Below are 24,362 nucleotides of genomic sequence, written 5' to 3' on the forward strand. Positions count from 1 at the left end.
GGGGCGTCGCTTCCCCCCCCCCCCGGGCGCGCCCCCCCCCCCCCCCCCCGGGGCCGGGGGGGGGGGGGCCCCCCCCCCCCGCCCCCCCCGGGCCGGTGATCCCCGTCCGGTGGCCCCTATGGAGACGCGGCGCTGTCCGCGCGGCTGTCCGCGCGCTCGTAAACGCTGATGTGGCGCCAGCTTGCGGCGGTGTACGGCTCGCCGTTCCACCCGCCCCAGCGCTCCCGGAGCCGGAGCCCCGCGAGGCGGGCCATCAGGTCGAACTCGGGAGGGTGGGCCAGACGCAGTCTGATGGGGGAGAGCCTGATGCCCCCGCTGCTGATGCGGATGTGGTTCAGGTCGAGGACCTGGGTCAGCGGGTCGTAGCGGCCGGCGTCGAGGTCGACGTGATCGAGACCGACGTGCTCGGTGTCCAGGTACTGGTGCCCGGGGCGTGAGGGCGCGGTGGGGATACGGCACTCGACGACGAACACGCCGTCCGCGGTCAGATGGCCGGCGGCGTTCCGGAAGCATCGGACCTGATCGTCTTGGGTGAGCAGGTTACCGATCGTGTTGAAGACCAGGTAGGCGAGCCCGTAGGTACGGCCGGTGCCGACGCGGGACATGTCGCCCATGGTCACGTCGATGCGATCGCCACCCGGCTTCGCACGCATCCGGTCGACCATGTCCTGCGACAACTCGATGCCGCCCACCCGCACCCCCGCCCGCATGAGGGGCAATGCGATCCGGCCGGTACCCACCGCGAACTCCAGAGCATCCTGTTGCCCTGCGAGCCCGGCCAGAAACGCGACGGTCTCCGCCTCGTCACCGCGCGGCTCGTCGTCGTACCGCTGAGCCACCTCGTACCCGAAACTGGTCCTGGGATCGAACCCCTCCACGGAACGCTCCTCTCACGATCAGCCACCTCGGCCGAGCCCGACGAGGCTCGCGCGCCGGCGGGGGCGGACCCTATCGCCGAAGTCGCCTGCATCGCCACGTATGTGACGGCCGTTTCCGACCCGAAAGTTGAATCCGTAACGGATTGGTCACTCCGGTCCGCCTGTGCGTGGTCTGCTGGGATGCTCCGGCAATGACCGACATCTCCCGTCTTCCTGCCCTCTGTGTCCTTGCCGGCGCACTGTTGCTGACCGGCTGCGGCAAAGAGCCAACGCCCGCGTCCAAGCCGACCCCATCGCCCACCGCTTCGGCATCCGCGACGTTGAGCCCCGCGGAAGAGTTCAAGGAGTGGGCCGACGCCGGTGGCTCCGAGATCGTCGACACGGTGGGCAAAGACCTTGGCGCCGTCGACAAGGATTCGCACCCTGCGGATCTGGAGGCGCTCAAGGAAAGCTGTGCCCAGCTCACAGCGGATCTTGAGGTCGCCCAGGGTGGGGACACGATGCCGGACACGGCCATGGCCGGCCGATGGGCGTTGGCGCTGCAGCACTTGAAGGCGTCGGCGGCAGCCTGTACAGAAGGTGCGAACGCCGAGGACCAGGCGTCGTTCGACAGGATGGCTGCGGAGATGTCGATCGGTACGAAGCACTTGACCGCGGTGGTGAAGCGCTTGGGTGAGGTCACCGGCAGCTAGCGGCCGACGGTTTGGTCGGCAGGGCGGGAGCTGCGTGTGTCAGCGGTCGGTGTGCCACGACAAGGGCCGGGTGCTGTGCACACGGGGTTCACCGTGTGCACAGCACCCGGCCCGGGGTGTCTCAGGGCCTGGTGGCGCCGGCCGTGGGCCTCACAGGGCGGCGGGCTGGCCGAGCCCGGCGTAGTACGTGTCGACCTCGGTGAGGTAGGCGGCTTCGGTGGTCTGGCTGTCGAAGCTGAAGCGGGGTGCGGCCTTGATCTCGTCCCTGGTATGGGTGACCGTGACCGTCCTGGAGGCCGTGTCGATGGCGCGCACGATGCCGGCGGGGACCAGGAGGCTCTTGCCGAAGACCCACACGCTGGTGTCGACGATGAGGTGCTGCCGGCCCGGCTCGTTCATCTGACGTTCCACTTGCCCCAACGTCCCGTCGGGGGTCTCCACGGTGAACCCCGTCAACGGCTCGTGCCCCTGGTAGCCCACGTCTGCCGGGTACGTCCAGATGTTCTTCATGACGGTCGGTTCCTTTCTCTCAGCACTATCGGGCCGGGGCGGCTCCGCGAGGTTGACCGCCGCCGCGACGCCACCCCGGCTCGTTACCGTGCCCTACCCAGGTAACAGAACGTCACACGCGTCAGCACCTAGAGAGAGGCCGAATCAGGGACGGAAACGGCTTGGTCTCCCTGCGGCGGCCGAACCTGTTCCAGGGCTGCCACCTGCACTTTCGTGTGTGTTCGCAGGCGGTCGGAGGTGGGGACCGCGCGGAACCGTCGGGGTGAATCCCTTTCGTGTCCGATGCGCTGGGTAAGCGCAGGGAGGAAGGCGACGCAGACAACAACGCACGAGGCCACGGCCACACGGAGGGGGTGAAGCCCATGCCGCAGCGGGACGCGATCGGGGAGTGAGAAATGGGGGAGCGGAACGCGGCCCGATCGGGTGGTTCGGGGATTCGGAGCTCGCGCGGCGGGCACGCTTCCCGGCCACAACACCGGTGCGCGGGCCGGGGCCGCTCGGGTGGCCGGCGCTGCCCGTCGTGACCGATGTTGGCCGTCGTGACTGTGCCATCTGAAGTGAGGAGAGCTCGTGACCGCCGAATTTCCCGTACCTCAGACCGATCCTCTTGGCCCGGAGACCGAGGTCACCGAACCACAGGCCGAACTTCCCGGCCCGCAACCGGATCCCACGGCTCACGGTCACCTCACCCGTGCACAACTGACCTGGTTGGCCGACGACGGACGCTGGGAGGTCGCCGTGGTCCTCTACGGCGTCCCCGCCGACGAGTGGCCCGCCACGCAACTGCCCGGACCACAGGTGCCGACTCTCACCGCACGCGGCAAGGCGCTCGCACGCTTGGGCTACGTCCAGAACGGCCCTCGTTCCCATTACTGGGAGTGGGCCGAATGCCAGGACGGCGATCATGCGCCCGTACAGCTGATGGCGCACACCGAAGTTCACCCCACCAGCCCGGCGGGGACCCAGTGAGGGGAAGGCAGGAGAAGGGACCGTGGCTGAGGAGAGGGAACGGCCGCCGTCGGCCTCGTACTCCATACTCCTGGCCCGGCCCCGCCAACGCGGTTGACTCTTACGCCACGTAAAGACCTACGGTCCCGAGTCATGAAGATCGTTGTTCACGACACGGCGTCCGCCATGCTCGATCTCCTGCGGCGACCGCGGGGAGAACGGCCCGACGCCCTGCGAGAGATATTCCGCCCGCTCCAGAGCGTGATGTCCGTGGCGGGTGATCTGGATCTGGTCCGGATGCACCAGTCGGGCTGCGGTTTCGCCGTCGACCGCGAGGACCCGCGGTACGTGCCCGCGCTGCGCCGGATGCAGGACGCGGGGGTGTGGACTCGGATCGAGGCTGCTCTCGCCGCGGCGTGGGAGCGACTCCACGGTGCCGTGCCCGGCATCCGGCACGCCGGGACCGTGCATGTCGTGCTGGTGCTCGGCGATCCCGACGACGAACAGCTCGTCGGCCGCAGTGCCGGCTATCTCGGCATGGGGGGTATCCCCGGTGCGATCCACCTGACGATGTGGCCCACGGACACCAGCCTCCAGAAGATCGGCCATGCCGCGGCGCACGAGCTTCACCACAATGTGCGGTATGCGAACGTGGCCTGGAACCCGGCCACCGTCACGGTGGGGGAACAGGTGGTCGCCGAGGGATTGGCGGAGGCCTTCGTACGGGAGCTGGCCGGCGAGGAGGCCATGGGGCCGTGGTCGAAGGGCCTGACCGGCAACGCCCTGGACTGCGCCTACGAGAAGATCACGTCCGCGATCGACGTGGCCGGGATGCGGAACCTGCCCGCGTACGTCTTCGGCGACGCCACCGCGCGACAGATGGGTCAACGGCCCGTGGGATTGCCGGACTTCGCCGGGTACGGGGTCGGACTGCGCATCGTGGACGCCCACTTGGCCGCTTCGGGCATGACCGCCGCGCAGAGCACCGCACTGCCCCTGCGCGAGATCCTCGTCAACGCCGGTGTGCCGACCCGTGTGTGAGTCAGGCGAACGTGACCTCCGCCGTGGCGTGCCGGGGTTCCCGGTGTGTGGCGATGTGCAGCTCGGTGTGCCCGTCGGAGGGCTTGCCGCAAGCCACCAGGTGTTCGCCGGCGAACAAGGGGCGTCGCAGCCGGTAGCGCAACGTGCATACCTGCCGTGCGGGGGCGTTGCGGCGGACGAGTTCGAGCATGAGCAGGGCCAGCAGGGGGCCGTGAACGACGAGGCCCGGGTAACCCTCCTCGTTCCGGGCGTACGGCGCGTCGTAGTGGATGCGGTGGGCGTTCGCGGTGAGTGCGCTGAAACGGAACAGCAGGGTCGGATCCGGGTGCAGCGGGAGCTGCCATGGGCCATCGGGTTCCGGCATGGTGGAGCCGTCCACGGCAGCGGTGACGGCTTCTCGCTGTCCGAGGGTGGGCGGTGCTGAGCGGTAGACGATGTCCTGTTCCTCGACGAGACAGGTGCGGCCGCGCTGCCGGAACGCGCGGCGCTCCGTGACGAACAGCAGCTCACCGGTGCTGCCGTGCTTGGCCGTCACACTGCTCAGACTGGTGAGGCGCTCGGCCGGCTCGCCGAGGCGGAGCGGCTCGGTGATGTCGCAGCGGCCGCCGGCGATCATTCGCCGACGGTGGGGAAGGGGCGGCAGGAAGTGCCCCTGTTGCGGATGTCCGTCGGCTCCCAAGTCCCGTTGGGCCGGCCAGTGCAGGAAGTAGAGCCAGTGCCACAGCGGCGGCAGCCGATCGCCGGTCGTCGCGGCGGCTTGTGGCAGGTCCAGGAGCGTCGACATGGCGGCGACCGGACCGGCGGGCAAGGAGTCCTCGTCCGTGACCGGCTGCGGATCCCATGACTCCAGGTGTGAGGTGAGCGGGGGCGGGGTGGAGTGCATCGTGAGCTGTCCTTGTGTGCGGCGCGGCGGGGGAGTGTCGTGGCCCGGTGGCCCGGATCGAAATCATCGTGCGCGCAGTGAGGGATGAGGCGGAAGGAGAGAAACGTGGCGAGCTACTCGCCCTCGCCGAGGAACGACGCCACCAGCGGACCGGCCTCTTGGCGGCACTCTTCGAACTAGGCGTGCCGGGCGCCGGGGAAGAGGTGTGACCTGGTGTGCGGGAGACGAGCCGTGAGCAGTGGGACGTTGTCCGGTGGCGTGAGTCGGTCCTGGTCGCCGTGCAGGATCAGCGTGGGCGCACTGACCCCGGGGAGCGCTTCCCGGGCGTCGTGCTCGTTGCTGGCCACCAGGTGTCCGCGGCGGGCGTGCGGCGGCATGCCGGGGTCGCCGAGGGTCCGGTACGGGCCGGGGTGCTCCTGGCGCCAGTCCGCCCATGGAGGTGCCGTAGACATCGGCGCGCGCCACCCCCCAGGTGGTCGAGGACCGCGATCATCCTCTGCATCAGGCATGGCGCCCTCACCATGGGGCATCAGCAGGTGCTATTTCGCTCACGCGGCCATGCGCTTTCATGATGCTACTGCCGTACATGCGCGCCACGTACGGCCCAAGAACCCGGCCCGACCGGGACACTGCAGAGGAGCCGAACCGCGCAGTGCACCGAAGCCGAAGCCGAAGCCGAAGCCGAAGCCTGAAGCCCCGAAGCCTGAAGCCGACGCCGCCCCCGCCCCGCCCTTCCAGCCTGGAGGTCACCGCATGAGCGGACCCACCGAAGAACTGCCGCTTTCCGGCATCACCGTCGTCAGTGTCGAGCAGGCGGTGGCGGCCCCGTTCGCCACGCGCCAGTTGGCCGATCTCGGCGCGCGGGTCATCAAGGTGGAGCGTCCCGGGGAGGGTGACTTCGCCCGGCGGTACGACACCACGGTGAAGGGCGAGTCGAGCTACTTCGTGTGGCTCAACCGGTCGAAGGAGTCCCTCACGCTCGACCTCAAGTCGGACCGGGGGCGGGACGTCCTGGAACGCCTGCTCGCCCAGGCGGACGTCTTCGTGCAGAACCTGGCGCCGGGCGCGGCCGCCAGGATGGGCCTGGACGCCGAGGCCCTGGCGGAGCGCTTCCCGACGTTGATCCCCTGCTCGATCTCCGGCTACGGATCCACCGGGCCCTGGGCCGACCGCAAGGCGTACGACCTGCTCGTGCAGTGCCAGACGGGCCTGGTGTCGCTGACCGGGAGCGCGCAGGAGCCGGCCCGGGTGGGTGTGTCGGTGGCCGACATCGCCGCCGGTATGTACGCCTACTCGGGCATCCTCACCGCGCTGTTCACGCGTGCGACCAGGGGTGTGGCGCGCGCCGTGGAGGTCTCGCTGTTCGAGGCGCTGGCCGAGTGGATGAGCCAGCCCGCCTACTACACCTCGTACGGCGGAACCCAGCCCCCGCGGATCGGCACCCAGCACGCCACCATCGCTCCGTACGGCGCCTACACCGCGGCCGACGGCAAGGACGTCCTGTTCTCCATCCAGAACGAGCGCGAATGGGCCGCACTGTGCGAGCAGTTCCTGGAGCGCCCCGACCTCGTCGCGGACCCCCGCTTCGCCACCGGCTCCGACCGCGTGGCCCACCGCGACGAGCTGAACGCGATCGTGGCCGAGCGGTTCCGGAGGTCGGACAGCAAGGAGGCGATGACGCTGCTGGACCGGGCGCGCATCGCCAACGCCGGGGTCAACGACGTCGGGGAGTTCCTGGCGCACCCGGTGCTCAGCGGCCGGGACCGCTGGCGGGACGTACGGCTGCCGGCCGGAGACATGGTGTCGGCGCTGCTGCCGCCGGCGGATCTCGCCGGTACCACGTCGCGCATGGGCGCCGTCCCCGCAGTCGGCGAGCACACCGAGGAGATCCTCACCGAACTGGGCTACCGCACCACCGAGATCGACGGCATGCGGGCCGACCACGTCGTGTGAGGGCCCGCCCCCGCGGCATCGGACGCGGGGAGGGAGCCCCCAACCCCTGCCGGCCCCCAGCAAGGAGCTACAGCATGAGCACTCTCGACATCCTCTCCGAGGACGAGCAGTTCATCGTGAGTACGGTGCACGACTTCGTCGACCAGGACGTCAAACCGGTCGTCCGGAAGCTCGAACACGCCGACACCTATCCCGAGGCCCAGATCGAGAGGATGAAGCAGCTCGGCGTCTTCGGGCTCGCCGTTCCGGAGGAGTACGGCGGCACCCCGGTCTCCACTCCCTGCTACGTCCTGATCACCGAGGAACTCGCCCGCGGCTGGATGAGTCTGGCCGGAGCGATGGGCGGGCACACCGTGGTCGCCAAGCTGTTGCTGCACTACGGCACCGACGAGCAGAAGCGCCGCTACCTCCCGCGGATGGCCACCGGTGAGATCCGGGCGACCATGGCCCTCACCGAGCCGGGCGGCGGGTCCGACCTCCAGGCCATGCGCACCGTCGCACGCCGGGACGGGGACGGCTACATGGTCGACGGCGCGAAGACCTGGATCACGAACTCCCGGCGCTCCCAGCTGATCGCCCTGCTGTGCAAGACGGACCCGCACGCCACGCCCGCGCACCAGGGCATGTCGGTCCTCCTCGTCGAGCACGGCCCCGGACTCACGGTCTCCCGTGACCTGCCGAAGCTCGGCTACAAGGGCGTCGAGAGCTGCGAGCTGTCCTTCGAGGGCTACCGGGCTCCCGCCGATGCCGTACTGGGCGGCGTCGTGGGCAAGGGATTCGCGCAGATGATGAAGGGCCTGGAGACCGGGCGGCTCCAGGTCGCCGCCCGTGCGCTCGGGGTGGGCCGTGCGGCCCTGGAGGATTCCTTGGCGTACGCACAGGAGCGGGAGTCGTTCGGCAAGCCCATCTGGCAGCACCAGTCCGTCGGCAACTACCTGGCGGACATGGCCACGTCGCTCTCCGCGGCACGGCACCTCACCCTGCACGCCGCGCGCGAGGCCGACGCCGGCCGCCGGGTCGACATGGAAGCGGGCATGGCCAAGCTCTTCGCCTCGGAGACCGCCATGCAGATCGCCCTCAACGCCGTCCGAATCCACGGCGGTTACGGATACTCCACCGAGTTCGACGTCGAACGGTACTTCCGCGACGCCCCGCTGATGATCGTCGGCGAGGGCACCAACGAGATCCAGCGGAATGTGATCGCGAGCCAGCTCGTGAAGCGCGGGGGGCTCGACGGCTGACGGTGGGCGGGGTGCACGGGGCTACGGGTTTACCGGTCTACGGGCCTACGGGGTGACGCCACGCGATGGCGCGCACCGTGGCACGGCCCGCATACCGCCGCCTGACACCCCCGGCCCGCCACTTGACACCCCCGGCCCGCCTGCGGGACACCCGGCACCGTCCGCGTGCCGGGTGTCCGGGTGGCGCTCTTGTGCCGGGTGCCGGTATGTAGTCGGCTACCCCCATGGGGAAGAAGAGCATGGCCACACTGATCGCCGCGCTGGCGGCGGGGTCCCTTTTCACCGGCACGAGCACGAGCACGGGCGCACCGAACCCGCAGGCGGGAGCGGCCGGTCCCGGCGCCCGTGGTCCATCGCCGTCGGCCGGCGCGTCCCCGCTGCCGGGAGTCGACCTCGACACGGTGACGATCCCGGAACTCCAGGCCCGTATGGCCGACGGTTCGCTGACCCCGTCGGCCCTGACCCACGCCTATCTGCGGCGGATCACGGACATCAACCCCAAGATCCACGCGGTGCTGCGCACCGATCCGACAGCGCTGCGCCAGGCGGCCGCCAGCGACGCCAGGCACCGGCACGGAGCCACCCGGGGCCCGCTCGACGGCATCCCCGTCCTGCTCAAGGACAACGTCAACACCCACGACATGCCGACGACGGCCGGGTCGCTGGCGCTCGCCGGGGCCCCGCCGGACACCGATGCCGTCCTGGTCACCCGCCTGCGGGACGCGGGGGCGGTGATCCTCGGCAAGACCAACCTGTCGGAGTGGGCGAACTTCCGTGCGGAGAAGCCGACCTCAGGATGGTCGGCAGTGGGCGGACAGACCTCCAACCCCTATGTCCTGGACCGGAACCCGTGCGGGTCCTCCGCCGGTTCGGGTGCCGCGCTCGCCGCGTCGTTGTCACAGGTGGCGATCGGGACCGAGACGGACGGCTCCATCGTCTGCCCGGCCGGGATGAACGGTGTGGTCGGCCACAAGCCCAGCCTCGGACTGGTCAGCCGAGCCGGGGTGGTGCCCATCTCCGCCGAGCAGGACACCGCGGGGCCGATGGCCCGCAACGTGACCGATGCCGCGCTCACCCTTTCCGTGCTCGCGGGCGGCGACGCCTCGCGCGCGGGCGGATCCCCGGGCTCCCTGAACGGGCTGACGCACCCCGGCAGTCTGCGCGGCAAGCGGATCGGCCTGTGGCGGCTGCCCTCCCTCGGGCCGGAGGTGGACGCCGTGATGACCCGTACGGCGGAGAAACTCCGTGCTGCGGGAGCCGAGGTCGTCGAGGTCACGCCCCCGCATCAGGCACGGCTCGCGGAACTCGAATTCCCGGCGCTGCTCAGCGAGTTCCGCCGGGACCTCGACGCCTACCTCGCCACGCGCCACGGGCCGCGGAACCTCACCGAACTGATCGAGTTCAACCGCACCCACCCGGCGGAGCGCACCTGCTTCGCCGGCCAGGAGCTCTTCGAAAAGGCACTCGCCGCGCCTCCCACCACCGACCCCGCCTACCGGGCGATGCGCGCCGAGCTGCGGCGCCTCTCCCGGAGCTCCATCGACGAGACCCTGCGCACCCACCACCTGGACGCCATCGCCTCGCCGACGAACCCTCCCGCCTGGACCACCGACTGCGCCCGCGGCGACAACGACGTGATCCCGTCCTCGACCCCCGCGGCCGTGGCCGGCTACCCGTCGCTGTCGGTACCCGCCGGCTTCGTGGACCAGCTCCCCGTCGGCCTGCTCCTGATGGCCGGCGACCACCACGACGCCGAGCTGCTGTCGCTGGGCGCCTCGGTGGAACACCGACTGGACGCCTGGCGGGCACCGGGCTACCTGCCGTCCGTGGGGCCCGACGGCTCCCGGTCCCGCTGAGAGGGGTACGGATGCGGCCCCTGGTCCGGCCGCAGAGCCGGAGCAGGGGGCCGTGCGGCAGGGGAGCCCTTGAGACCTGGAGCGGCGGAGCCGGTGAACGAGGAGCGGTGGATCCGGGGTACCACCGCCGCAGGCGGCAGTTCACGGATGCGACACTGCACCCATGCTCCTCCAGTTCCTCGCCGCCGCGGGTGTGCTCGCCGTGCTGACCATGGTGCCCGGCCCGGACATGGCCGTGACCACCAAGCAGGCCCTCACCTCCGGCTGGCAGGACGGCCTGCGGACCGTCGGCGGCATCACGGCAGGGCTGCTGCTGTGGGGCGTACTCACGGTGGTGGGCCTGGCCGCCGTCCTGGCCGCGTCCGCCACGGCCTACACCCTCGTCAAGCTGGCCGGAGCGGTCTACCTGGCCTTCCTCGGCGTCCAGGCACTGTGGCACAGCCGTCGCGGCCGCTCGGGCGCCCCGGCACCCGACGCGCCGGCCCCGGCAGGCAACCCGTGGCGGACCGGTCTGGTGAGCAACGTCTTCAACCCGAAGATCGCCGTCTTCTACACCGGACTCCTGCCCACCCTCGCCCCGTCCGGCCTCTCCTCGCAGACCGGGATGGCTCTGCTGGTCCTCCTGCACGCGCTCCTCACCCTCGTCTGGCTCAGCGGCTATGTGATGCTGCTGGCCAGGGCCCGCGCGTTCTTCGACAGGCCCGCCGTCCGCAGGGCCATGGACCGGGTCACCGGAATCGTCCTGATCGGTTTCGGCATCAAGGTCGCCACCACCCAGCCCTGACCCCATCGGACGGCGCCCGGCCACCGGCGGGCCACGATCCACCGCCCCCCCGACGAGCCACCGATCCACCGGCAGGCGGCCGTCGGACGCGGTGCCCGCCGCCCTCGTCCCAGACGACCTCGCACGCAACACGACGAAAGCGCGCGACCGGCCTGGGTTCCGCGCCGATGCGCATTACCGATCGCCCTGGCCGGGCATCACTCCCCAACAGATACGTCTGACAGGAGCGGACCAGGGGGCGTGCATGATCGCGTGGCTGGTGCTCGGAGTGTTCTTCTGCGTCGTCATCGCGCTGATCGTCCGGATGACCGTGAAGCCGCCCAACCTCCATCCCCGCCGGACAGGGCGCAGGAGGTCCGGTGCGGGCTTCACGGGGCAGGCCTGGACGGCCGGTGAGGACAACGACACCGGTACCGGGGGCGGAGCCTCTTGCGGGGGCGGCGCGGGATTCTGACAGCGCGGTCGAGACGGGGCTCGGCCGGGTCGTCGCCGTGAGCGAAATCCGCCCTCATGACGCGCGCGCCGGACTTCTCGGGGCGGGCGGGAACGCCCTCAGAATTCGCCGCCGAGTCCGCGGGATACCGTGCGGCCATGTCCGGATTCCTGCAGCAACTCCCCGCGCTGATAGGCGTACTCGTCGGTGCCCTCGGATCGTATCTGGCGACCACGCGCGGCGATCAGGCGCGCTTCCGCCGCGAACAGGCGGCCCGCTGGGACGAGCGGCGACTGGCGGCCTACACGGACTTCGCACGATCGCTGAAGAAGTCCGTCACCCTCACGTACCGCATCGCCTCCCACCTCGGCAACGACCCTCATCCGCACCCCCTGTCACCCGAAGAGGCAGCGCCGCACGTGGCCGAAGCCAGCGACGCCAGGGATCCGGCCGGCGAGGCGCTGCTGATGCTCGGTGCCCCGGATGTCGTGGCCATGGCCCGCGAATGGGTCGTCACGGTCATGGACATGGAGCAGTTCCTGCGTGACCGGACACAAAGCCCGGAGACCTGGTCGACCCTCCTGGAGAAGCAGCGCACCGCACGCGAGCGCTACTACGCGGCCGTCCGGCGCGACCTGGCCCTGCCACCCGGCCATTCGGGAAACTGGCAGCTCCCACCTCCCCAGTCCCCGTGATGCCGACTTTCGCGGCAGCCTGAAGGCCGGGTGCCGGGTGCGTGCCGGGTGCAGGGGGCGGGCCGGCGCGGATCACCGACTCGCCCCCGCCCGCGCCGCACCCATTCCGCGCCCGATCAGGGGCTTCTCTCAGGCACTCCGCGCGCCACGATGTGGAAGCCCGGTCCCAGCCTCATCTCCGGCCTCAGGTCCAAACACCGCCCACCTCGAGCCCCCTGTATTCGCGCCGAGTTCCGGCCGTGGGGCGTCTCATGGTTTGGGCTCTCGGGGAGAAGGAACTGCGGCCGAGAGCGCTCCACATCGCGGAATATCCGGTTCCGTGCGCGGGGGCGGCGGGGCACAAGCACGATCCCCGCCGTTGAACTCTGCACCTTCGCCCAGGTGTTGTCTCGTTCGTTGCTTGCTGTGCCGGGCCAACTTGATGATCCGTTCGTCCCTGCCAGCATGTGGCGGCGCGGGCCGACCGTCGGCCCGTCGGCGTGAAGAACCCCTTGTCCGCGTTCCGTCGCGGAGGGGTAGCCGAGACGAACACAGGAGTGGATCATGTCGCGTCCCACCCGACGCCAGGTGCTGCACGGTAGCGCCGCGGCCCTGGCCGGAGCGGCGCTCGCCGCACCGGTCGCCCTTGCCGACACCGCCACCGCTCGCCCCACCGCCGGCCACGGGCACTCGGAAGGCCACCAGGCCCCCGCGGGCCACGAGATGCCGGAGCCCTTCGACGAGATGTACCAGGGCCGCCACATCGAGGGCTGGCCGGCGGACGAGGGCTCACCGGAGCACGGAAACCACGCACGCCATGGGAGCCGCTCAAGCCACGGAAGCGGCGCCGGCCACGCAGGCCGAGCGCACTCCCGCAGCGGCCAGGCCGGTCCGCACGACGGCATGGACTTCGTCGTGCGCATCGACAACGACGACCTCCATGTGATGCGCAACGCGGACGGCACCTGGATCAGTCTGGTGAACCACTACGAGACGTTCACCACGCCACAGGCCCTGGCGCGCGCCGCGGTCCGTGAACTCCAGGGCGCCGATCTGGTGCCCGTCGTCACCGGCTGAGGCCTGCCCCCTGACCGTCCCCCCACCGAGGAGTCCTCGACATGGCAGTCCGGAAGAATCAGGCGGACCTCACCGCCACCGAGAAGCGGAACTTCGTCGATGCGGTGCTGGAGCTCAAGCGCAGCGGCCGTTGCGACGAGTTCATCAGCACCCACAACGCCTTCATCATCGGTGACACCGACGAGGGGGAGCGGACCGGTCACCGGTCCCCGTCGTTCCTCCCGTGGCACCGCAGGTTCCTGCTGCAGTTCGAAGCAGCCCTGCAGAGTGTCACCCCGTCGGTCACCCTGCCCTACTGGGACTGGACCGTCGACCGTTCCCCCCGCAGCTCCCTGTGGGCCGACGACTTCCTCGGCGGCGACGGGCGCAGCGGTGACGGCCGCGTGCCCTCGGGGCCGTTCGCCTTCAGCAACGGCAAGTGGCCGATGAACATACGCGTCGACGGCCGGACCTTCCTGCGCCGCTCGCTCGGCGCCGGCGTCCGTGAACTGCCGACCCGGGCCGAGGTCGACCGGGTGCTCGCCCTGACCGTCTACGACGCCGCCCCGTGGAACAGCTCCTCCGACGGCTTCCGCAACAACATCGAGGGCTGGCGCGGCCCGAATCTGCACAACCGGGTACATGTCTGGGTCGGCGGGCAGATGACCACCGGCGCCTCGCCCAACGACCCCGTCTTCTGGCTGCACCACTGTTTCATCGACAAGCTCTGGGCCGACTGGCAGCGCCTGCACCCCAAGTCGGGGTACCTCCCGACCGGCAACACTCCCAATGTCGTCGACCTCAACGACACGATGAAGCCGTGGAACGACGTCACGCCGGCGGACATGCTGGACCACACCAAGTTCTACACGTATGGATGACAGGTGCATGACATTCCACCTTTCTCCATGGCTGGTCCCGCACCGCCTCGGTGACGGAACTGCGCGTGCCTGAAGGGGAGTTCGCGGCGCCGGGACGGATCCTCGCCCGACGCCGCGGGCTTTCCTGAACATGCCGAGGGGCGGCGCGGGCGTGGAGCTGAGCGTCCCCGTGCCCGTAGTGCGCGGGGACGCCGCGTCCGGCATCCAGCCACCGCCAGGATGCCGGGCGGGCGCCCACGACACCCTCGTACGGGCCGCGGACGGCGGCACCGAGCTCCCGTACCCGGACGACTCACCTGCCGCGGCGACTGCTTAGGCCAGCTGGCCGCAACCGACGACAGGGTTCACGGAGTCACGAGTCCGCCGTGCTTCCATCGCGTCATGGAGGTACTCACGTGATGGCTGGAGACCGACAGCAGGACACCCACCCGCATGCGGGAGCGCCCCGGCGACGTGTGCTGGCCGCGGCCGCCCTGGCGCCGATGCTGGCGGGGGCGCCGACTCCCGCTCGTGCCCTGTCCGACGGGGGGACGGAGCCGGGAAAGAACGGGCTGCTCAAGCCGGTGAACACCGCACTGCCGGACTGGACTAGCGTGTCCGAGAAGCTCGGCGGAACCGGCGACATGAAGCGAAAGGTGATGTTCCATACGGGACTGCCGCGCCGGGACCTCCGGGTGCGCTCCCGGAAGATCGACGTCCATCCGGCACTCGCGCTGGGCTCGCACGTGTCCTTCGTCCGCTACGGCGACGGCAGCACACTGGCGATGGGCGACGTGGTGGTCACCGAGGACGAACTGCAGCAGTTCATCGATGTCCTGCACAAGCACCGGATCGAGCAGACCGCGATCCACAAGCATCTGCTCTCCCAGGCCCCCGATCTCTGGTGGGTCCACGTCCACGCACACGGCCACGACCCGGGAGCCATTGCCCACGGCCTGCGCGCGGCGTTCGACCGCACCGGCACCCCGCGGCCTCGACCGACCGCCGCACCGGGGCGCGTCGACCTCGACACCGCCGGCATCGATGCCGCCCTGGGCGCCAAGGGTTCCGTCGACGACGGCATCTACAAGTGCATCTTCGTGCGCCGCGAGACCATCACCGACGGGCGCCTGGTGCTGCCGCCCGGACTGGGGTCGACCAGCGCGTTCAACTTCCAGCCGCTGGGCCGCGGCCGGGCCGCCATCAGCGGCGACTGCGCCATGATCGCCGGGGAGGTCCAGGACGTCCTGGTGGCCCTGCGGCGTGCCGGAGCCGAGCTCGTCGAGCTGCACAACCACGGCTTGCGGGACGAACCCCGCCTGTTCTTCACCCACTTCTGGGCCGTCGGCGACGGCGTCAGACTCGCCCGGGCCCTGCGCCCGGCGGTGGAGGCCACCAACGTCGTACCGGCCGGCTGACCAGCGGGGCGGGCAGCGTGCCCGCCCCGCCAACCGGTGCGCCTGACCCGCCTCGTCTGCTGTCTGCTCCGCCTCGCGCCGCGCGGGGATCCACTGCCGCGGAGCGGGCGAACAGGCCGGCCAACCTCCCCCACGCTCGACCGGAGCCGGAGCCCGGACCAGCCGGAACCAGAGCCGGTACTGGGACCGGATCCGACCGTCGTCGGAAAAAGTCGTGGGGGTGCTGACTGATCGGCCTCCCATCGGGCACGCGCTGAACCACGCGAGATGCGCGTGCGGGTTCCGAGCCCGCGGAAGTCACCACTGAGGAGGCGTAGTCATGAGCACGGTGAAGGAGACGGTGGACGTCGAGGTCCCGGTCCACACCGCCTACAACCAGTGGACGCAGTTCGAGGAGTTCCCGAAGTTCATGGAGGGCGTCGAGCGGATCACCCAGCTCGATGACCGGCGCAACCGCTGGACGACCAAGATCGGCGGCGTACGGCGCGAGTTCGACACCGAAATCGTCGACCAGCTTCCGGACGGCCGGATCGCCTGGCGTACCACCAGCGGCGACACCCATCAGAAGGGTCTGGTCAGCTTCCAACGGCTGGACGAGACGCACACCCGGGTCGAGCTCGTGATGGATGTCGACCCCAGCGGCCCGGCGGAGAAGACCGCCGACATGACGGGAACCATCTCCCGACGCGTCAAGGGCGACATGCGGCGCTTCAAGGACTACATCGAGCACCGCGGCGCCGAAACCGGAGCCTGGCGCGGCCGCATCACACCCGGCTGACCCGCCGACTGCCCGTCCGGGCGGCTGCCACGAACACCGGCAGCCGCCCAGCGGTCTGCACGGCCAACGGCCGTTTCAGCAGGAGCCGTTGTGCCGGCGACTCAGCGCTCCGTCTCTGCCGATGCCCACTGACGTCCCGCACCGGCCCCGTACCGTGAGCACGAGATCGTTTGCGTGTACGGGGGAGAGATGCGGGTCGCGGATCAGGCCGCCTGGGACCGGGACTTCCCGGTCAGACACCTGCTGGTCCGGGAGGACGAGGACGGCGAGACGGAGTGCTGGGGGCGGTGCGCAGGCGTCGAGGGCCTGTTCCTGGACAAGGTGCCGCCGCCGCGCGAGGTGCTGACGCTGCACGGGTGCACTCCCACAGATGCGTTGCGCGACGCCCTGTCCCCTGCCGGGGAGAGAACGGGCCTGCTCGGCGACGTCTGTGTCGAGGTGTGGGACGAGCAGCAGCCGCTCCAGTGGTGGACGCTGATCGACACCGTCGTCCTCGCCTGCCGGCCGAACCGCGGCGATCCGGCCCTGGTGGGACCCGGCGGCTACTTCGGCCGGGAGTGGAACGCGTTCAAGGACTGCCTGGGCGGTGGTTTCGGAGTGGCCCCGCCCTTCACCGTGATCTGGCACGACGCCGAGGTGGCGCGCCGGGCCCTGGCCGGCACCCTCTCGGACCCCGACGGGAAGCTCAGTTGTTTCGAGGACATCGTCCGACTGCTGGAACGATGTGGCGTCACGGCCGTTCTGCAGTAGCGAGTAGCGAGTAGCGAGTAGCGAGTAGCGAGTAGCGAAGTCGTGCTGCGGCGCCGAAGGCGCACGGGCGGACCGACGAGGAGAGTCCCTCTGTCGTGCCGGACCAGGCTGCCTGGTCGGCGGCCATGGTGGGCGGGCCCTGTGTCATGAGTTGTGACGCCATGGCCTCGGGCGTCTACCGTTCTCGCATGACGATGCACAGGACCGTCCCGGTGAGTGTCGACGCGATGATCGAGGATCTCAGGACACTCGTCGAGATCGAGTCTCCCTCGCGTGATCTCGCTGCCTTGACGGAGTCGGCCAAGGTGGTCGCGGAGGTGATCGAGAGCCGTCTCGGTGGACAGGCGGTCCTCGTGGAGAGCGAAGCCGGGCCGCACGTCCACTGGTCGGGTGGCGGCGAACCCGCAGTACTGATCCTCGGTCACCATGACACGGTGTTTCCGCTCGGCACCCTGCAACGCCGCCCGTTCATGGTCCACGACGGGCACGCCACCGGTCCCGGCGTCTTCGACATGCTGGGCGGTCTCGTACAGGCCATCCACGGTCTGGCGACGCTCGACGACCGGTCGGGCGTCGAGCTCCTGGTGACCGCCGACGAAGAGGTGGGCTCCCGCTCCTCCCGCGCTCTCATCGAGGCACGGGCACTGGCGTGCGGCGCCGTGCTCGTGGTCGAAGGTGCCGCGGAGGGCGGAGCCCTGAAGACCGGCCGCAAGGGCTGCGGCACGTTCCAGGTCTCGGTCACGGGCCGGGCGTCGCACGCGGGCCTTGAGCCCGCCGCCGGGGTCAACGCCCTGATCGAGGCCTCGCACCAGGTACTGGACATCGCGGCGCTCGGCCGACCCGACAGCGGCACGACGGTCACCCCGACCGTCGCGTCCGCAGGAACCCTGGACAACGTCGTACCGGCGGCGGCGACCGTCGTCGTCGACGTCCGGGTCGAGTCGGCCGACGAGAAGGAACGCATCGAATCCGCCTTTGCCGGGCTGGCTCCGCATCTCGACGAAGCTCGGATCGAGGTCACGGGAGCCGTCAGCCGGCCCCCGATGCCCGAGTCGGCGTCGGCCGAGCTCTTCGCGGTGGCCGAGAAGCTGCTCCCTGGCATCGCCGGCACGGCCGTCGGGGGCGGGAGCGACGGCAACTTCACGGCCGCACTGGGGGTGCCCACCCTCGACGGCCTGGGGGCGGTCGGTGGCGGCGCCCACGCCGACCACGAGTACCTGGTGGTCGACGCCATGGCCGAGCGGGCGGACCTCGTTGCGGGCCTGGTGAGGGCGCGGCAGGGCGGTCGGCGAAACGCGAACGAGAAGGAGTGAGAGGTGTGGGGCAGACGCTGCGGCCTGCGACGGTCCGCCACGGCAGCACAGAACTCGCTGTGTCGCCCCTGCCACTGAACGTGCCGCCGCTGGTGGCGACACTCCTGGCGGCATGAGGGATGCCCGGGACGGGGATCCCGGGCATCCATCAGCAGGCTTGAGCCGTCATGGGGTGACGGGCTCAGTAGTAGCCGGGGAAGCCGCCCAAGCCGTAGTAGCCGCCGTAGCCGCCCACGGGCACGAGGACGACGAGGCCGTAGTAGTCGCCGTACCCACGGTCATGGTCGTGGTGGCCCCAGCCGTAGCCGCCGTCGTCGTGAGCGGAGTAGCTGGTCGGTGCGTGAGTCGGCTCGGCGGCGGTCGCCGTGCCGGCCGTGGCGACGGCGGCACCACCGGCCAGCAGGAGTCCTCCTGCGGTCAGAGCGATGGCTCGTGTCAAGCGATTGGTGGACATAGGTCCACACCTTCTTCGTCCTAGGGATCTGGCGGCTCGCCACCCGATGCGGAGTCCCCTGACGAGACCCCGCAGTGGGCGGGGACGGGAGACTCGGGTGCTGCCCCGGGGTGAACCGCCTCCTGGTGGTCGCCTCACAGGCAGACAGGTCGGATATGCCGCATATGTTCCTCTTATTTGGAGCTTACACCCGCGCCGATCCCGCCTTGAATGGCGCATAAGCGGCAGTCACATCATTTTGCGAGAAATTGCAGAAAGCGCCGCTCGTCGCACCAAACCGTGCCGCCTCCGGTCGGCGGCCGTCCGAGCCCCCGGCCGGTGAGGCCCTCGGTCGGGGCGTCGTGGCGTCGTGGGTCAGGGCGTTGGAGGCGTGAGCTGTCGGCAGATCAGCTCGTGGGCGAGCTGTGCCGTCGCCAGCAGATCCTCGTGCGCCGTACCGAGGTTGGCTTGCACGGACAGTCCGTGTACGACGGATTGGACGAGTCCGGTGAGGGTTGCCGCGTCGGTCCCGGTGACGAGTTCCCCGTCCCGGACCGCGCGCTCGATGCGTGCGAGGAGGGCCCGCTCGTTCCATGCGTGCAGTTCGGCGTAGTGGGCGCTGGTGTCGAGCGTGCTGGTGCTGTCGGTCATCGCGGCGCTGCTGAGAAGGCAGCCTGGATGGGCGTCACTTGGCCGGGTGAACTCGTGGACCGAGCCGACGAGGATCCGGTCGATGACGGTCCGGAGGTCCTTTTCGGTGACGGCCTGCCGGTAGATCTCCCGGTAGGGCTCGGCGTAGGTCCGCACCGCTTCCTCGAACAGCCCGGCCTTGCTGCCGAAGGCGGCGTAGAGGCTGGAGGTCGAGAGTCCGAGGGCCGCGGTGAGGTCGCGGGTCGACGTCCCGGAGTAGCCGCGGCGCCAGAAGAGGCGGGCGGCATCGAGGATCGCTCGGTCGCGGTCGAAGGCTCGTGGTCGTCCACGGGTGGGTCGGGGCACTCTTGAATTGTAGAGCGTTTGCTTCATAATGAATTTATGGAGCAAACGATTCAGAAAAGACTGACGGTCGGCGGAGGCAGTTGGGTCACGGTCGATGTGTACGGGGAGCCGGATGCTCCGGGTCTCGTCGTCGTCCCGGGCGCGATGAGCGACGCTCGCGGGTGGCGTCACGTCGCGACCGCCCTCGATGCCTGGCCGTCGGTGACGGTCGTCAACCGCCGGGGCCGTACTCCCTCGGGGCCGTTGACCAGCACCTACTCGCTGCAGGTGGAGGTCGAGGACCTCGGCGTGGTCCTCGACGAGTGCAAAGGTGCGCGGGCGCTCTTCGGCTGGAGCTACGGCGGCTTGATCGCGTTGCTGGCCGCCAACGAGCGTCCACTGCGCCAGGTGATGGCCTACGAGCCGGTGATGCGGCCGTTCGGCCGTCATGTGCTGACGGATCTGCGGGCCGCTGAAGAGACGGCGGACTGGGACGCCACCGTCGAGATCGTGAACCGGCGGATCGCCGGCCTCGACACGTCGCATGTCGAGGCGCTACGGGCCGACCGGCAAGGGTGGGCGGCCTTGCGGGACTTGAGCAGGCCGGCGCACGCCGAGCTCGCCGCGCTCAACTCGGCGCCGTCGGAAGAGGAGTTGGCACGACGGGCGGCCCGTGTCGACCTGATCGTCGGCCAGCGCAACCACGGAACGGGCCCCTACGGAACGTCGTTCGACGACGTCCGGCAGCGCGTCACCCGTGCCGACGTCCACGTGCTCCCCGGTCAGGGGCACATGGCCCACATCGAGGCGCCGGCAGAGCTCGGTCACCTGATCAACGGCCTGGCCGTTGTCCGATGACCAACCACGTCTCAACAGGATCCCCCGGTGCTGCCCGAGCACGTCGAAGTCGCCCGATGGAAGCTCGAACGACAGCAGCCCCAGCGCTGAACCGATCGGCGCTCAGGATGCCGACCGCAAGTTCGTCAGCGGCGACCGCCGGGCCCGAACCGGGGCTGACCGGCGCGTGCCCTGCATCACCCCGGTGACCAGTCGTTGGGTACGATCAATCTGAATTGTGAATTCGACGTCAGATGTGCTCTTCCGAAGACTGGAGATTCCGTGGCCAAGGGCTACTGGGTCAGTGTCTACCGCACCATTTCAGACCCTGAGAAGCTGGCTGCCTACAACAAGCTGGCCGGTCCGGCCGTCCGGGCCGGGGGCGGGCGGCTCCTCGCCCGTGACGGTCGGGTCGTCGCACACGACGCTGGAATCGCCGAGCGCACCGTCCTGATCGAGTTCGACAGCTTTGAACAGGCCCTCGCGGCACGCGAGAGTGAGGCCTACCAGGAGGCGCTGGTCGCTCTCTCCGACGGCGTCGAGCGCGACTTCCGCATCATCGAAGGCATCGACTGACCCGGGGGCCCAGTCGGTGACCTGCCCGGCGTCCAGCAGGAACGACGGCCGCTGCGCGCCCGTGACCCGTGCCTGGCGCTCGATCTCCCGGTGCTGCAGAAGACGGCGTGCCGGACTCCTGATGCGACCGGGAGTGCGCCGTCGGCCGTAGTCCGCGGCGCTGGGGCTTCTCCGGTGTCCGTGTCTGCGAGGTCGGTGGCTCTGGGGTGGGTGTCTCCAGGGCCGGGGCCGGTGTCGCCGGGACCTGCGGTGTTGGTGCCCGTCACCGGCGCCGCGGCGCACCGCTGGTCAGGCCGCTGCGGCTGCCGCGGCGCGCGCTTCGCCCTTGCGTCGCGCCCGCTTTCCGTACGTGGCCGTCCACACGGCGAGGGCACCGAGGACGGCGTAGACCAGGACCGGGCTCAGGACCACCATGGTGTCCGTGCTCAGGGCGGACGTCAGCGCGACCCGGGCCAGGGCCTCCAGGCAGTAGGCCGCGCCCCAGACCGCCGTCATGGTGCGCAGCGTGGTGCGGAATCCCTCGAACTGCCACAGACCGTTCCACCAGGCGGTGCTCTCCGCGGTGCCGTCGGTCGCGAACTTGCGGCCGAAGTAGAACATCAGCGGGCGCGGCGCCAGCAGCGTCGCCAGGCACAGCAGCCCGAACAGCCCGGTGACGGCCGAGTCCTTGAGCAGCAGAGCGCGGGCCGAGTGCGCGCCCACGAGCGACACCACGGCCGTGAGCACCAGGAACGCCAGGGTGACCACGGCGAATTCGTCGATCCGGCGGCGCCACACGAGGTGGACGACGCTCTCCAGTACGGGCCAGGCGCTGCCCCCCAGAAGCGCGGCGGACTCGCTCCAGCCGTGATCGCGGAGCACGTTGTAGGTGATGATCGGCGCAACGATGTTGAGGCCGATGGTGAGCAGCCAGCCGAGGGCGGCCGCGCCCTTGGACCGGGCCGGTGGCGCCGGGCGGTCGAGGGCCGGAGCTGTGTGCGTCTCCGGGGTGGCCGGAGCGTTCTGCAGGTGTGTGGTGTTCCGAGCGGGCACGGTTCCCCCTGAAGTGCCTGGTGAAGTGCGGTAAGGCGAACGTAGAGCAGGCCCGGGGCGGGAAACAGGGGCCGCACGCCAAATGATCACCAAATCTGGCCGGAGCGATTGATTCCGATGATTTCGAGTGTGGTGCGCGTGGCGGAGGGCGGCTGCTGTCTGGGGACATCGAGATGACAGGCACGCCGTAGACACTGTCTACTCTCTCTGGTAGACAGTGTCTATGCATGATCAAGATGCGGGCCTGCGGGAGCGATTGGTCCAGGTAGGTGTTGATCTGGTGGCCCAGGAAGGGACCCAGGCGCTGTCGCTGCGGGAGATCGCCCGCCGGGCCGGGGTCTCGCACGGGGCTCCGCGGCGCTACTTCCCGACCCATCTGGCGTTGCTGTCCGCCATCGCGGGGGAGGGGTTCGCCGACCTGGCGCGCAAGATCGCCGAGGAGGCCGGCGACCACCGGGCCGGCCCTCGTGACCGGCTGATGGTGCTCGGCCGCAGCTACCTCGACTTCGCGCGGAACCACCGCGGCATGTTCGAGCTGATGTTCCGTCACGACCTGTTGGAGAGCAACCAGCTCGGGCTGCGGGAGACCAGCCTGCCGCTCTTCCGCTTTCTCGTCGATCTTGTTGCCAGGGCGCTGCCCGAGCCCGGCGCCGAGCCGGCGGTCGTCGCGGGCGCCCTGTGGGCGAATCTGCACGGCATCGCCCAGTTGTGGGGCTGGGGCAGCCTCCAACTCGCCACCGGGGTCGACGATGTCGAGCCACTGCTCCGGGCCGCGCTGGCCGCCCACCTCGGGCCGGTGGACCGGTGAGCGTACGACTCCGCCGGCTCCTCACCCTCGCCGGCAGCATCACCGGGGCCGTCCTTGTCGCCCTGGACGGCACCGTGCTGACCGTGGCTCAGCCCACCCTCCAACGGGATCTGCACGCCTCGTTCGTCCAGGTCCAATGGACCAGCACCGGCTACCTCATCGCCGTGGCCGGCCTGCTCGTCTTCGCCGGCCGCCTCGGCGACCGGTACGGCCACCAACGGCTCTTCGCCCTCGGCATCCTGGGCTTCGCCCTCACCTCGGCGGGGATCGGCCTGGCGCCCGGCATCGGCTGGGCCATCGGCCTGCGGGTGGCCCAGGGTGTCTGCGGCGCGCTCCTGCAACCGGCCACCTTGGGGATGCTGCGCGCCACCTATCCCCGCGACCAACTCGGCATGCCGATCGCCCTGCGCACCAGCGCCATCGGACTGTCGGCCGCCGCCGGCCCCGTCATCGGCGGGGCGCTGGTCGCCCACCTGGGCTGGCGAGCCGTCTTCTTCCTCACGGTGCTGCCCGCGTTCGTGACCGGCGTAGTGGCGCTGGCCGTACGGGTGCCGGTGGGTACTTCGGACGCCATGGGCGCCCCGGATGCCCGGGACGGCTCGGACGGCCCGGGCGCCTCGGATTCCTCCGACTCCTCGGGTGTCCCGGGCTCCTCGGTGACCCCGGCGCCCCCGCGGTCCCTCCCGGCCGGTACGACGGGCACCTCCCTCGCCGCCCGCCTCGACCTCCCCGGCGCCGGGCTGCTCGCGGTGACGCTGCTGAGTCTGGTGCACACCCTCGTCACCTTGCCGGATACGGGTTGGACCGTGGTCACGGTGACGGGCGCCGTCATCGCCGCGGCCGCCTGCGCCGCGTTCCTCCGGCAGGAACGCCGTACCGCGCATCCCCTGGTGCCGCTCGGTTTCCTGGGCTCGCCGCCCGTTGCCGCGGCCCTGGCCGTCCTGCTCTCCGCGTCGGCCGCCATGTTCGGCGCACTGTTCGTCGGCACCTACTTCCTGCAGGACGTCCTCGCGTTGGATCCGCTGCAGAGCGCTCTTCGGGCCCTGCCGCTGGCCGTGATGATGGTGCTGGGCGCGCCGGTCGCTGCGGTGCTCCAGCGCCGGCACGGTGCCCGCCGGACGACCATGGTGGCCATGACCCTCGTCGTCGTGGGCATCCTGGTGCTGTCCTCACTCGACCGGGCGGCTTCGGCACCGGTCATCTGCGGTGGATTCCTCCTGCTCGGCGCCGGGTTCGGCACCGTGATGGTCACCGCGACGGCCGTCATCGTGCGTCAGGCGCCGGTGGAACACGCGGGGGTGGCCGGCGGCCTCCAGCAGACCGCGATGAACATCGGTCCGATGCTGGGTGTCGCCCTGGCAACCATGCTGATGACCCTCACGGCGCCGGCCTCGACCGGCACGGAGCCGGCCGTGGGCGGACCGCACCGGACCCCCGAGGCCTTCACCTCGGCCATGGGCACCACCCTGCCGGCCCTCGCGTCCCTCGCCGTGCTCGGAGCCCTGGCCGCCGCCGCACTGCCGCGCCGTTCGCGGCGTGCCGGTGCATCCCCGCCATCGACGCGCACGGCCCGGGACGGCCGGGAACGGACCGGCACAACCACCCGGACGGCGGGTGCGGGTGAGTGAAGGTC

Annotated in this window: 26 protein-coding genes; 19 read left to right on the top strand and 7 right to left on the bottom strand. The window is 70.4% G+C overall.

Annotated features, from left to right (window positions below; all coding sequences use genetic code 11):
* Positions 1–116: 116 nt before the first annotated feature.
* Positions 117–878 carry a class I SAM-dependent methyltransferase gene (locus tag AB0411_RS07110; RefSeq protein WP_366416220.1) on the bottom strand — a complete coding sequence of 254 codons (762 nt, stop codon included), beginning with the start codon at positions 876–878 and terminating at the stop codon, positions 117–119.
* A gap of 191 nt (positions 879–1,069) precedes the next feature.
* Here AB0411_RS07110 and AB0411_RS07115 point away from each other — a divergent pair, with 191 nt between their 5' ends.
* Positions 1,070–1,570: a hypothetical protein gene (locus AB0411_RS07115; RefSeq protein ID WP_366416221.1), complete on the top strand. Its 501-nt coding sequence runs from the start codon at positions 1,070–1,072 to the stop codon at positions 1,568–1,570.
* A 150-nt stretch (positions 1,571–1,720) separates the two neighbouring features.
* Here the strand turns inward: AB0411_RS07115 and AB0411_RS07120 are convergent, their stop codons facing one another.
* Positions 1,721–2,080: a PRC-barrel domain containing protein gene (locus AB0411_RS07120; protein WP_366416222.1), complete on the bottom strand. Its 360-nt coding sequence runs from the start codon at positions 2,078–2,080 to the stop codon at positions 1,721–1,723.
* A 570-nt stretch (positions 2,081–2,650) separates the two neighbouring features.
* On the opposite strand from AB0411_RS07120, the gene AB0411_RS07125 reads away from it, so the two are divergent.
* Positions 2,651–3,049 (top strand): DUF6303 family protein, encoded by a 399-nt coding sequence (locus tag AB0411_RS07125; protein ID WP_366416223.1) that lies wholly within the window; start codon positions 2,651–2,653, stop codon positions 3,047–3,049.
* A gap of 132 nt (positions 3,050–3,181) precedes the next feature.
* Positions 3,182–4,069 carry a DUF2268 domain-containing protein gene (locus AB0411_RS07130; RefSeq protein ID WP_366416224.1) on the top strand — a complete coding sequence of 296 codons (888 nt, stop codon included), beginning with the start codon at positions 3,182–3,184 and terminating at the stop codon, positions 4,067–4,069.
* Between the two features lies 1 nt (position 4,070).
* Here the strand turns inward: AB0411_RS07130 and AB0411_RS07135 are convergent, their stop codons facing one another.
* Both AB0411_RS07135 and AB0411_RS07140 read right to left on the bottom strand, forming a co-directional pair.
* On the bottom strand, positions 4,071–4,952 hold the full coding sequence (locus AB0411_RS07135) for a hypothetical protein (RefSeq protein WP_366416225.1): 882 nt from the start codon (positions 4,950–4,952) through the stop codon (positions 4,071–4,073).
* Positions 4,953–5,128: 176 nt separating this feature from the next.
* Positions 5,129–5,404, bottom strand: a complete 276-nt coding sequence (locus tag AB0411_RS07140) for an alpha/beta fold hydrolase (RefSeq protein ID WP_403146704.1) — start codon at positions 5,402–5,404, stop codon at positions 5,129–5,131.
* A gap of 301 nt (positions 5,405–5,705) precedes the next feature.
* Between AB0411_RS07140 and AB0411_RS07145 the strand changes: the two genes are divergently transcribed.
* The 12 genes from AB0411_RS07145 to AB0411_RS07200 all read left to right on the top strand — a co-directional run bounded on the left by AB0411_RS07145 (position 5,706) and on the right by AB0411_RS07200 (position 18,068).
* Entirely contained in the window at positions 5,706–6,905 is a 1,200-nt protein-coding gene (locus tag AB0411_RS07145) for a CaiB/BaiF CoA transferase family protein (protein ID WP_366416226.1), read from the top strand.
* Between the two features lie 74 nt (positions 6,906–6,979).
* Positions 6,980–8,146, top strand: coding sequence for an acyl-CoA dehydrogenase family protein (locus AB0411_RS07150; protein ID WP_366416227.1), 1,167 nt, complete (start codon positions 6,980–6,982; stop codon positions 8,144–8,146).
* Positions 8,147–8,370: 224 nt separating this feature from the next.
* Entirely contained in the window at positions 8,371–10,002 is a 1,632-nt protein-coding gene (locus tag AB0411_RS07155; protein WP_366416228.1) for an amidase, read from the top strand.
* A gap of 163 nt (positions 10,003–10,165) precedes the next feature.
* Positions 10,166–10,786 (top strand): LysE family translocator, encoded by a 621-nt coding sequence (locus AB0411_RS07160; protein ID WP_366416229.1) that lies wholly within the window; start codon positions 10,166–10,168, stop codon positions 10,784–10,786.
* Positions 10,787–11,030: 244 nt separating this feature from the next.
* A complete protein-coding gene (locus AB0411_RS07165) occupies positions 11,031–11,240 on the top strand; it encodes a hypothetical protein (protein WP_366416230.1) in 210 nt (69 codons plus the stop codon).
* A 137-nt stretch (positions 11,241–11,377) separates the two neighbouring features.
* Positions 11,378–11,914 (top strand): hypothetical protein, encoded by a 537-nt coding sequence (locus tag AB0411_RS07170; RefSeq protein ID WP_366416231.1) that lies wholly within the window; start codon positions 11,378–11,380, stop codon positions 11,912–11,914.
* A gap of 543 nt (positions 11,915–12,457) precedes the next feature.
* Positions 12,458–12,970, top strand: coding sequence for an apotyrosinase chaperone MelC1 (gene melC1 / locus AB0411_RS07175; RefSeq protein WP_366416232.1), 513 nt, complete (start codon positions 12,458–12,460; stop codon positions 12,968–12,970).
* A gap of 41 nt (positions 12,971–13,011) precedes the next feature.
* Entirely contained in the window at positions 13,012–13,830 is an 819-nt protein-coding gene (melC2, locus tag AB0411_RS07180) for a tyrosinase MelC2 (protein ID WP_366416233.1), read from the top strand.
* A gap of 398 nt (positions 13,831–14,228) precedes the next feature.
* A complete protein-coding gene (locus AB0411_RS07185) occupies positions 14,229–15,227 on the top strand; it encodes a DUF1259 domain-containing protein (RefSeq protein ID WP_366416234.1) in 999 nt (332 codons plus the stop codon).
* A gap of 319 nt (positions 15,228–15,546) precedes the next feature.
* The gene (locus AB0411_RS07190; RefSeq protein WP_366416235.1) at positions 15,547–16,005 is read left to right on the top strand and encodes an SRPBCC family protein; all 459 of its coding nucleotides are present in this window, start codon (positions 15,547–15,549) and stop codon (positions 16,003–16,005) included.
* A 189-nt stretch (positions 16,006–16,194) separates the two neighbouring features.
* Positions 16,195–16,755 (top strand): barstar family protein, encoded by a 561-nt coding sequence (locus tag AB0411_RS07195; RefSeq protein WP_366416236.1) that lies wholly within the window; start codon positions 16,195–16,197, stop codon positions 16,753–16,755.
* Positions 16,756–16,943: 188 nt separating this feature from the next.
* The gene (locus AB0411_RS07200) at positions 16,944–18,068 is read left to right on the top strand and encodes a M20/M25/M40 family metallo-hydrolase (protein ID WP_366416237.1); all 1,125 of its coding nucleotides are present in this window, start codon (positions 16,944–16,946) and stop codon (positions 18,066–18,068) included.
* A gap of 181 nt (positions 18,069–18,249) precedes the next feature.
* Here AB0411_RS07200 and AB0411_RS07205 read toward each other — a convergent pair whose 3' ends face one another.
* Positions 18,250–18,522: a hypothetical protein gene (locus AB0411_RS07205; protein ID WP_366416238.1), complete on the bottom strand. Its 273-nt coding sequence runs from the start codon at positions 18,520–18,522 to the stop codon at positions 18,250–18,252.
* 354 nt (positions 18,523–18,876) lie between these two features.
* Positions 18,877–19,497, bottom strand: coding sequence for a TetR/AcrR family transcriptional regulator (locus AB0411_RS07210; protein WP_366416239.1), 621 nt, complete (start codon positions 19,495–19,497; stop codon positions 18,877–18,879).
* A gap of 36 nt (positions 19,498–19,533) precedes the next feature.
* On the opposite strand from AB0411_RS07210, the gene AB0411_RS07215 reads away from it, so the two are divergent.
* Positions 19,534–20,334: an alpha/beta fold hydrolase gene (locus AB0411_RS07215; RefSeq protein WP_366416240.1), complete on the top strand. Its 801-nt coding sequence runs from the start codon at positions 19,534–19,536 to the stop codon at positions 20,332–20,334.
* A 261-nt stretch (positions 20,335–20,595) separates the two neighbouring features.
* Positions 20,596–20,889 (top strand): DUF1330 domain-containing protein, encoded by a 294-nt coding sequence (locus tag AB0411_RS07220; protein WP_366416241.1) that lies wholly within the window; start codon positions 20,596–20,598, stop codon positions 20,887–20,889.
* A 288-nt stretch (positions 20,890–21,177) separates the two neighbouring features.
* Here AB0411_RS07220 and AB0411_RS07225 read toward each other — a convergent pair whose 3' ends face one another.
* Entirely contained in the window at positions 21,178–21,921 is a 744-nt protein-coding gene (locus AB0411_RS07225; protein WP_366416242.1) for a VC0807 family protein, read from the bottom strand.
* Positions 21,922–22,144: 223 nt separating this feature from the next.
* Here AB0411_RS07225 and AB0411_RS07230 point away from each other — a divergent pair, with 223 nt between their 5' ends.
* Positions 22,145–22,729, top strand: coding sequence for a TetR/AcrR family transcriptional regulator (locus tag AB0411_RS07230; protein ID WP_366416243.1), 585 nt, complete (start codon positions 22,145–22,147; stop codon positions 22,727–22,729).
* Positions 22,726–24,357 (top strand): MFS transporter, encoded by a 1,632-nt coding sequence (locus tag AB0411_RS07235; RefSeq protein WP_366416244.1) that lies wholly within the window; start codon positions 22,726–22,728, stop codon positions 24,355–24,357. Before AB0411_RS07230 ends, AB0411_RS07235 begins: the two co-directional genes overlap by 4 nt.
* The last annotated feature ends 5 nt before the right edge of the window (positions 24,358–24,362 follow it).

Origin of the sequence: Streptomyces angustmyceticus, from assembly GCF_040701845.1 — a bacterium.
Taxonomy (GTDB): domain Bacteria; phylum Actinomycetota; class Actinomycetes; order Streptomycetales; family Streptomycetaceae; genus Streptomyces; species Streptomyces angustmyceticus_A.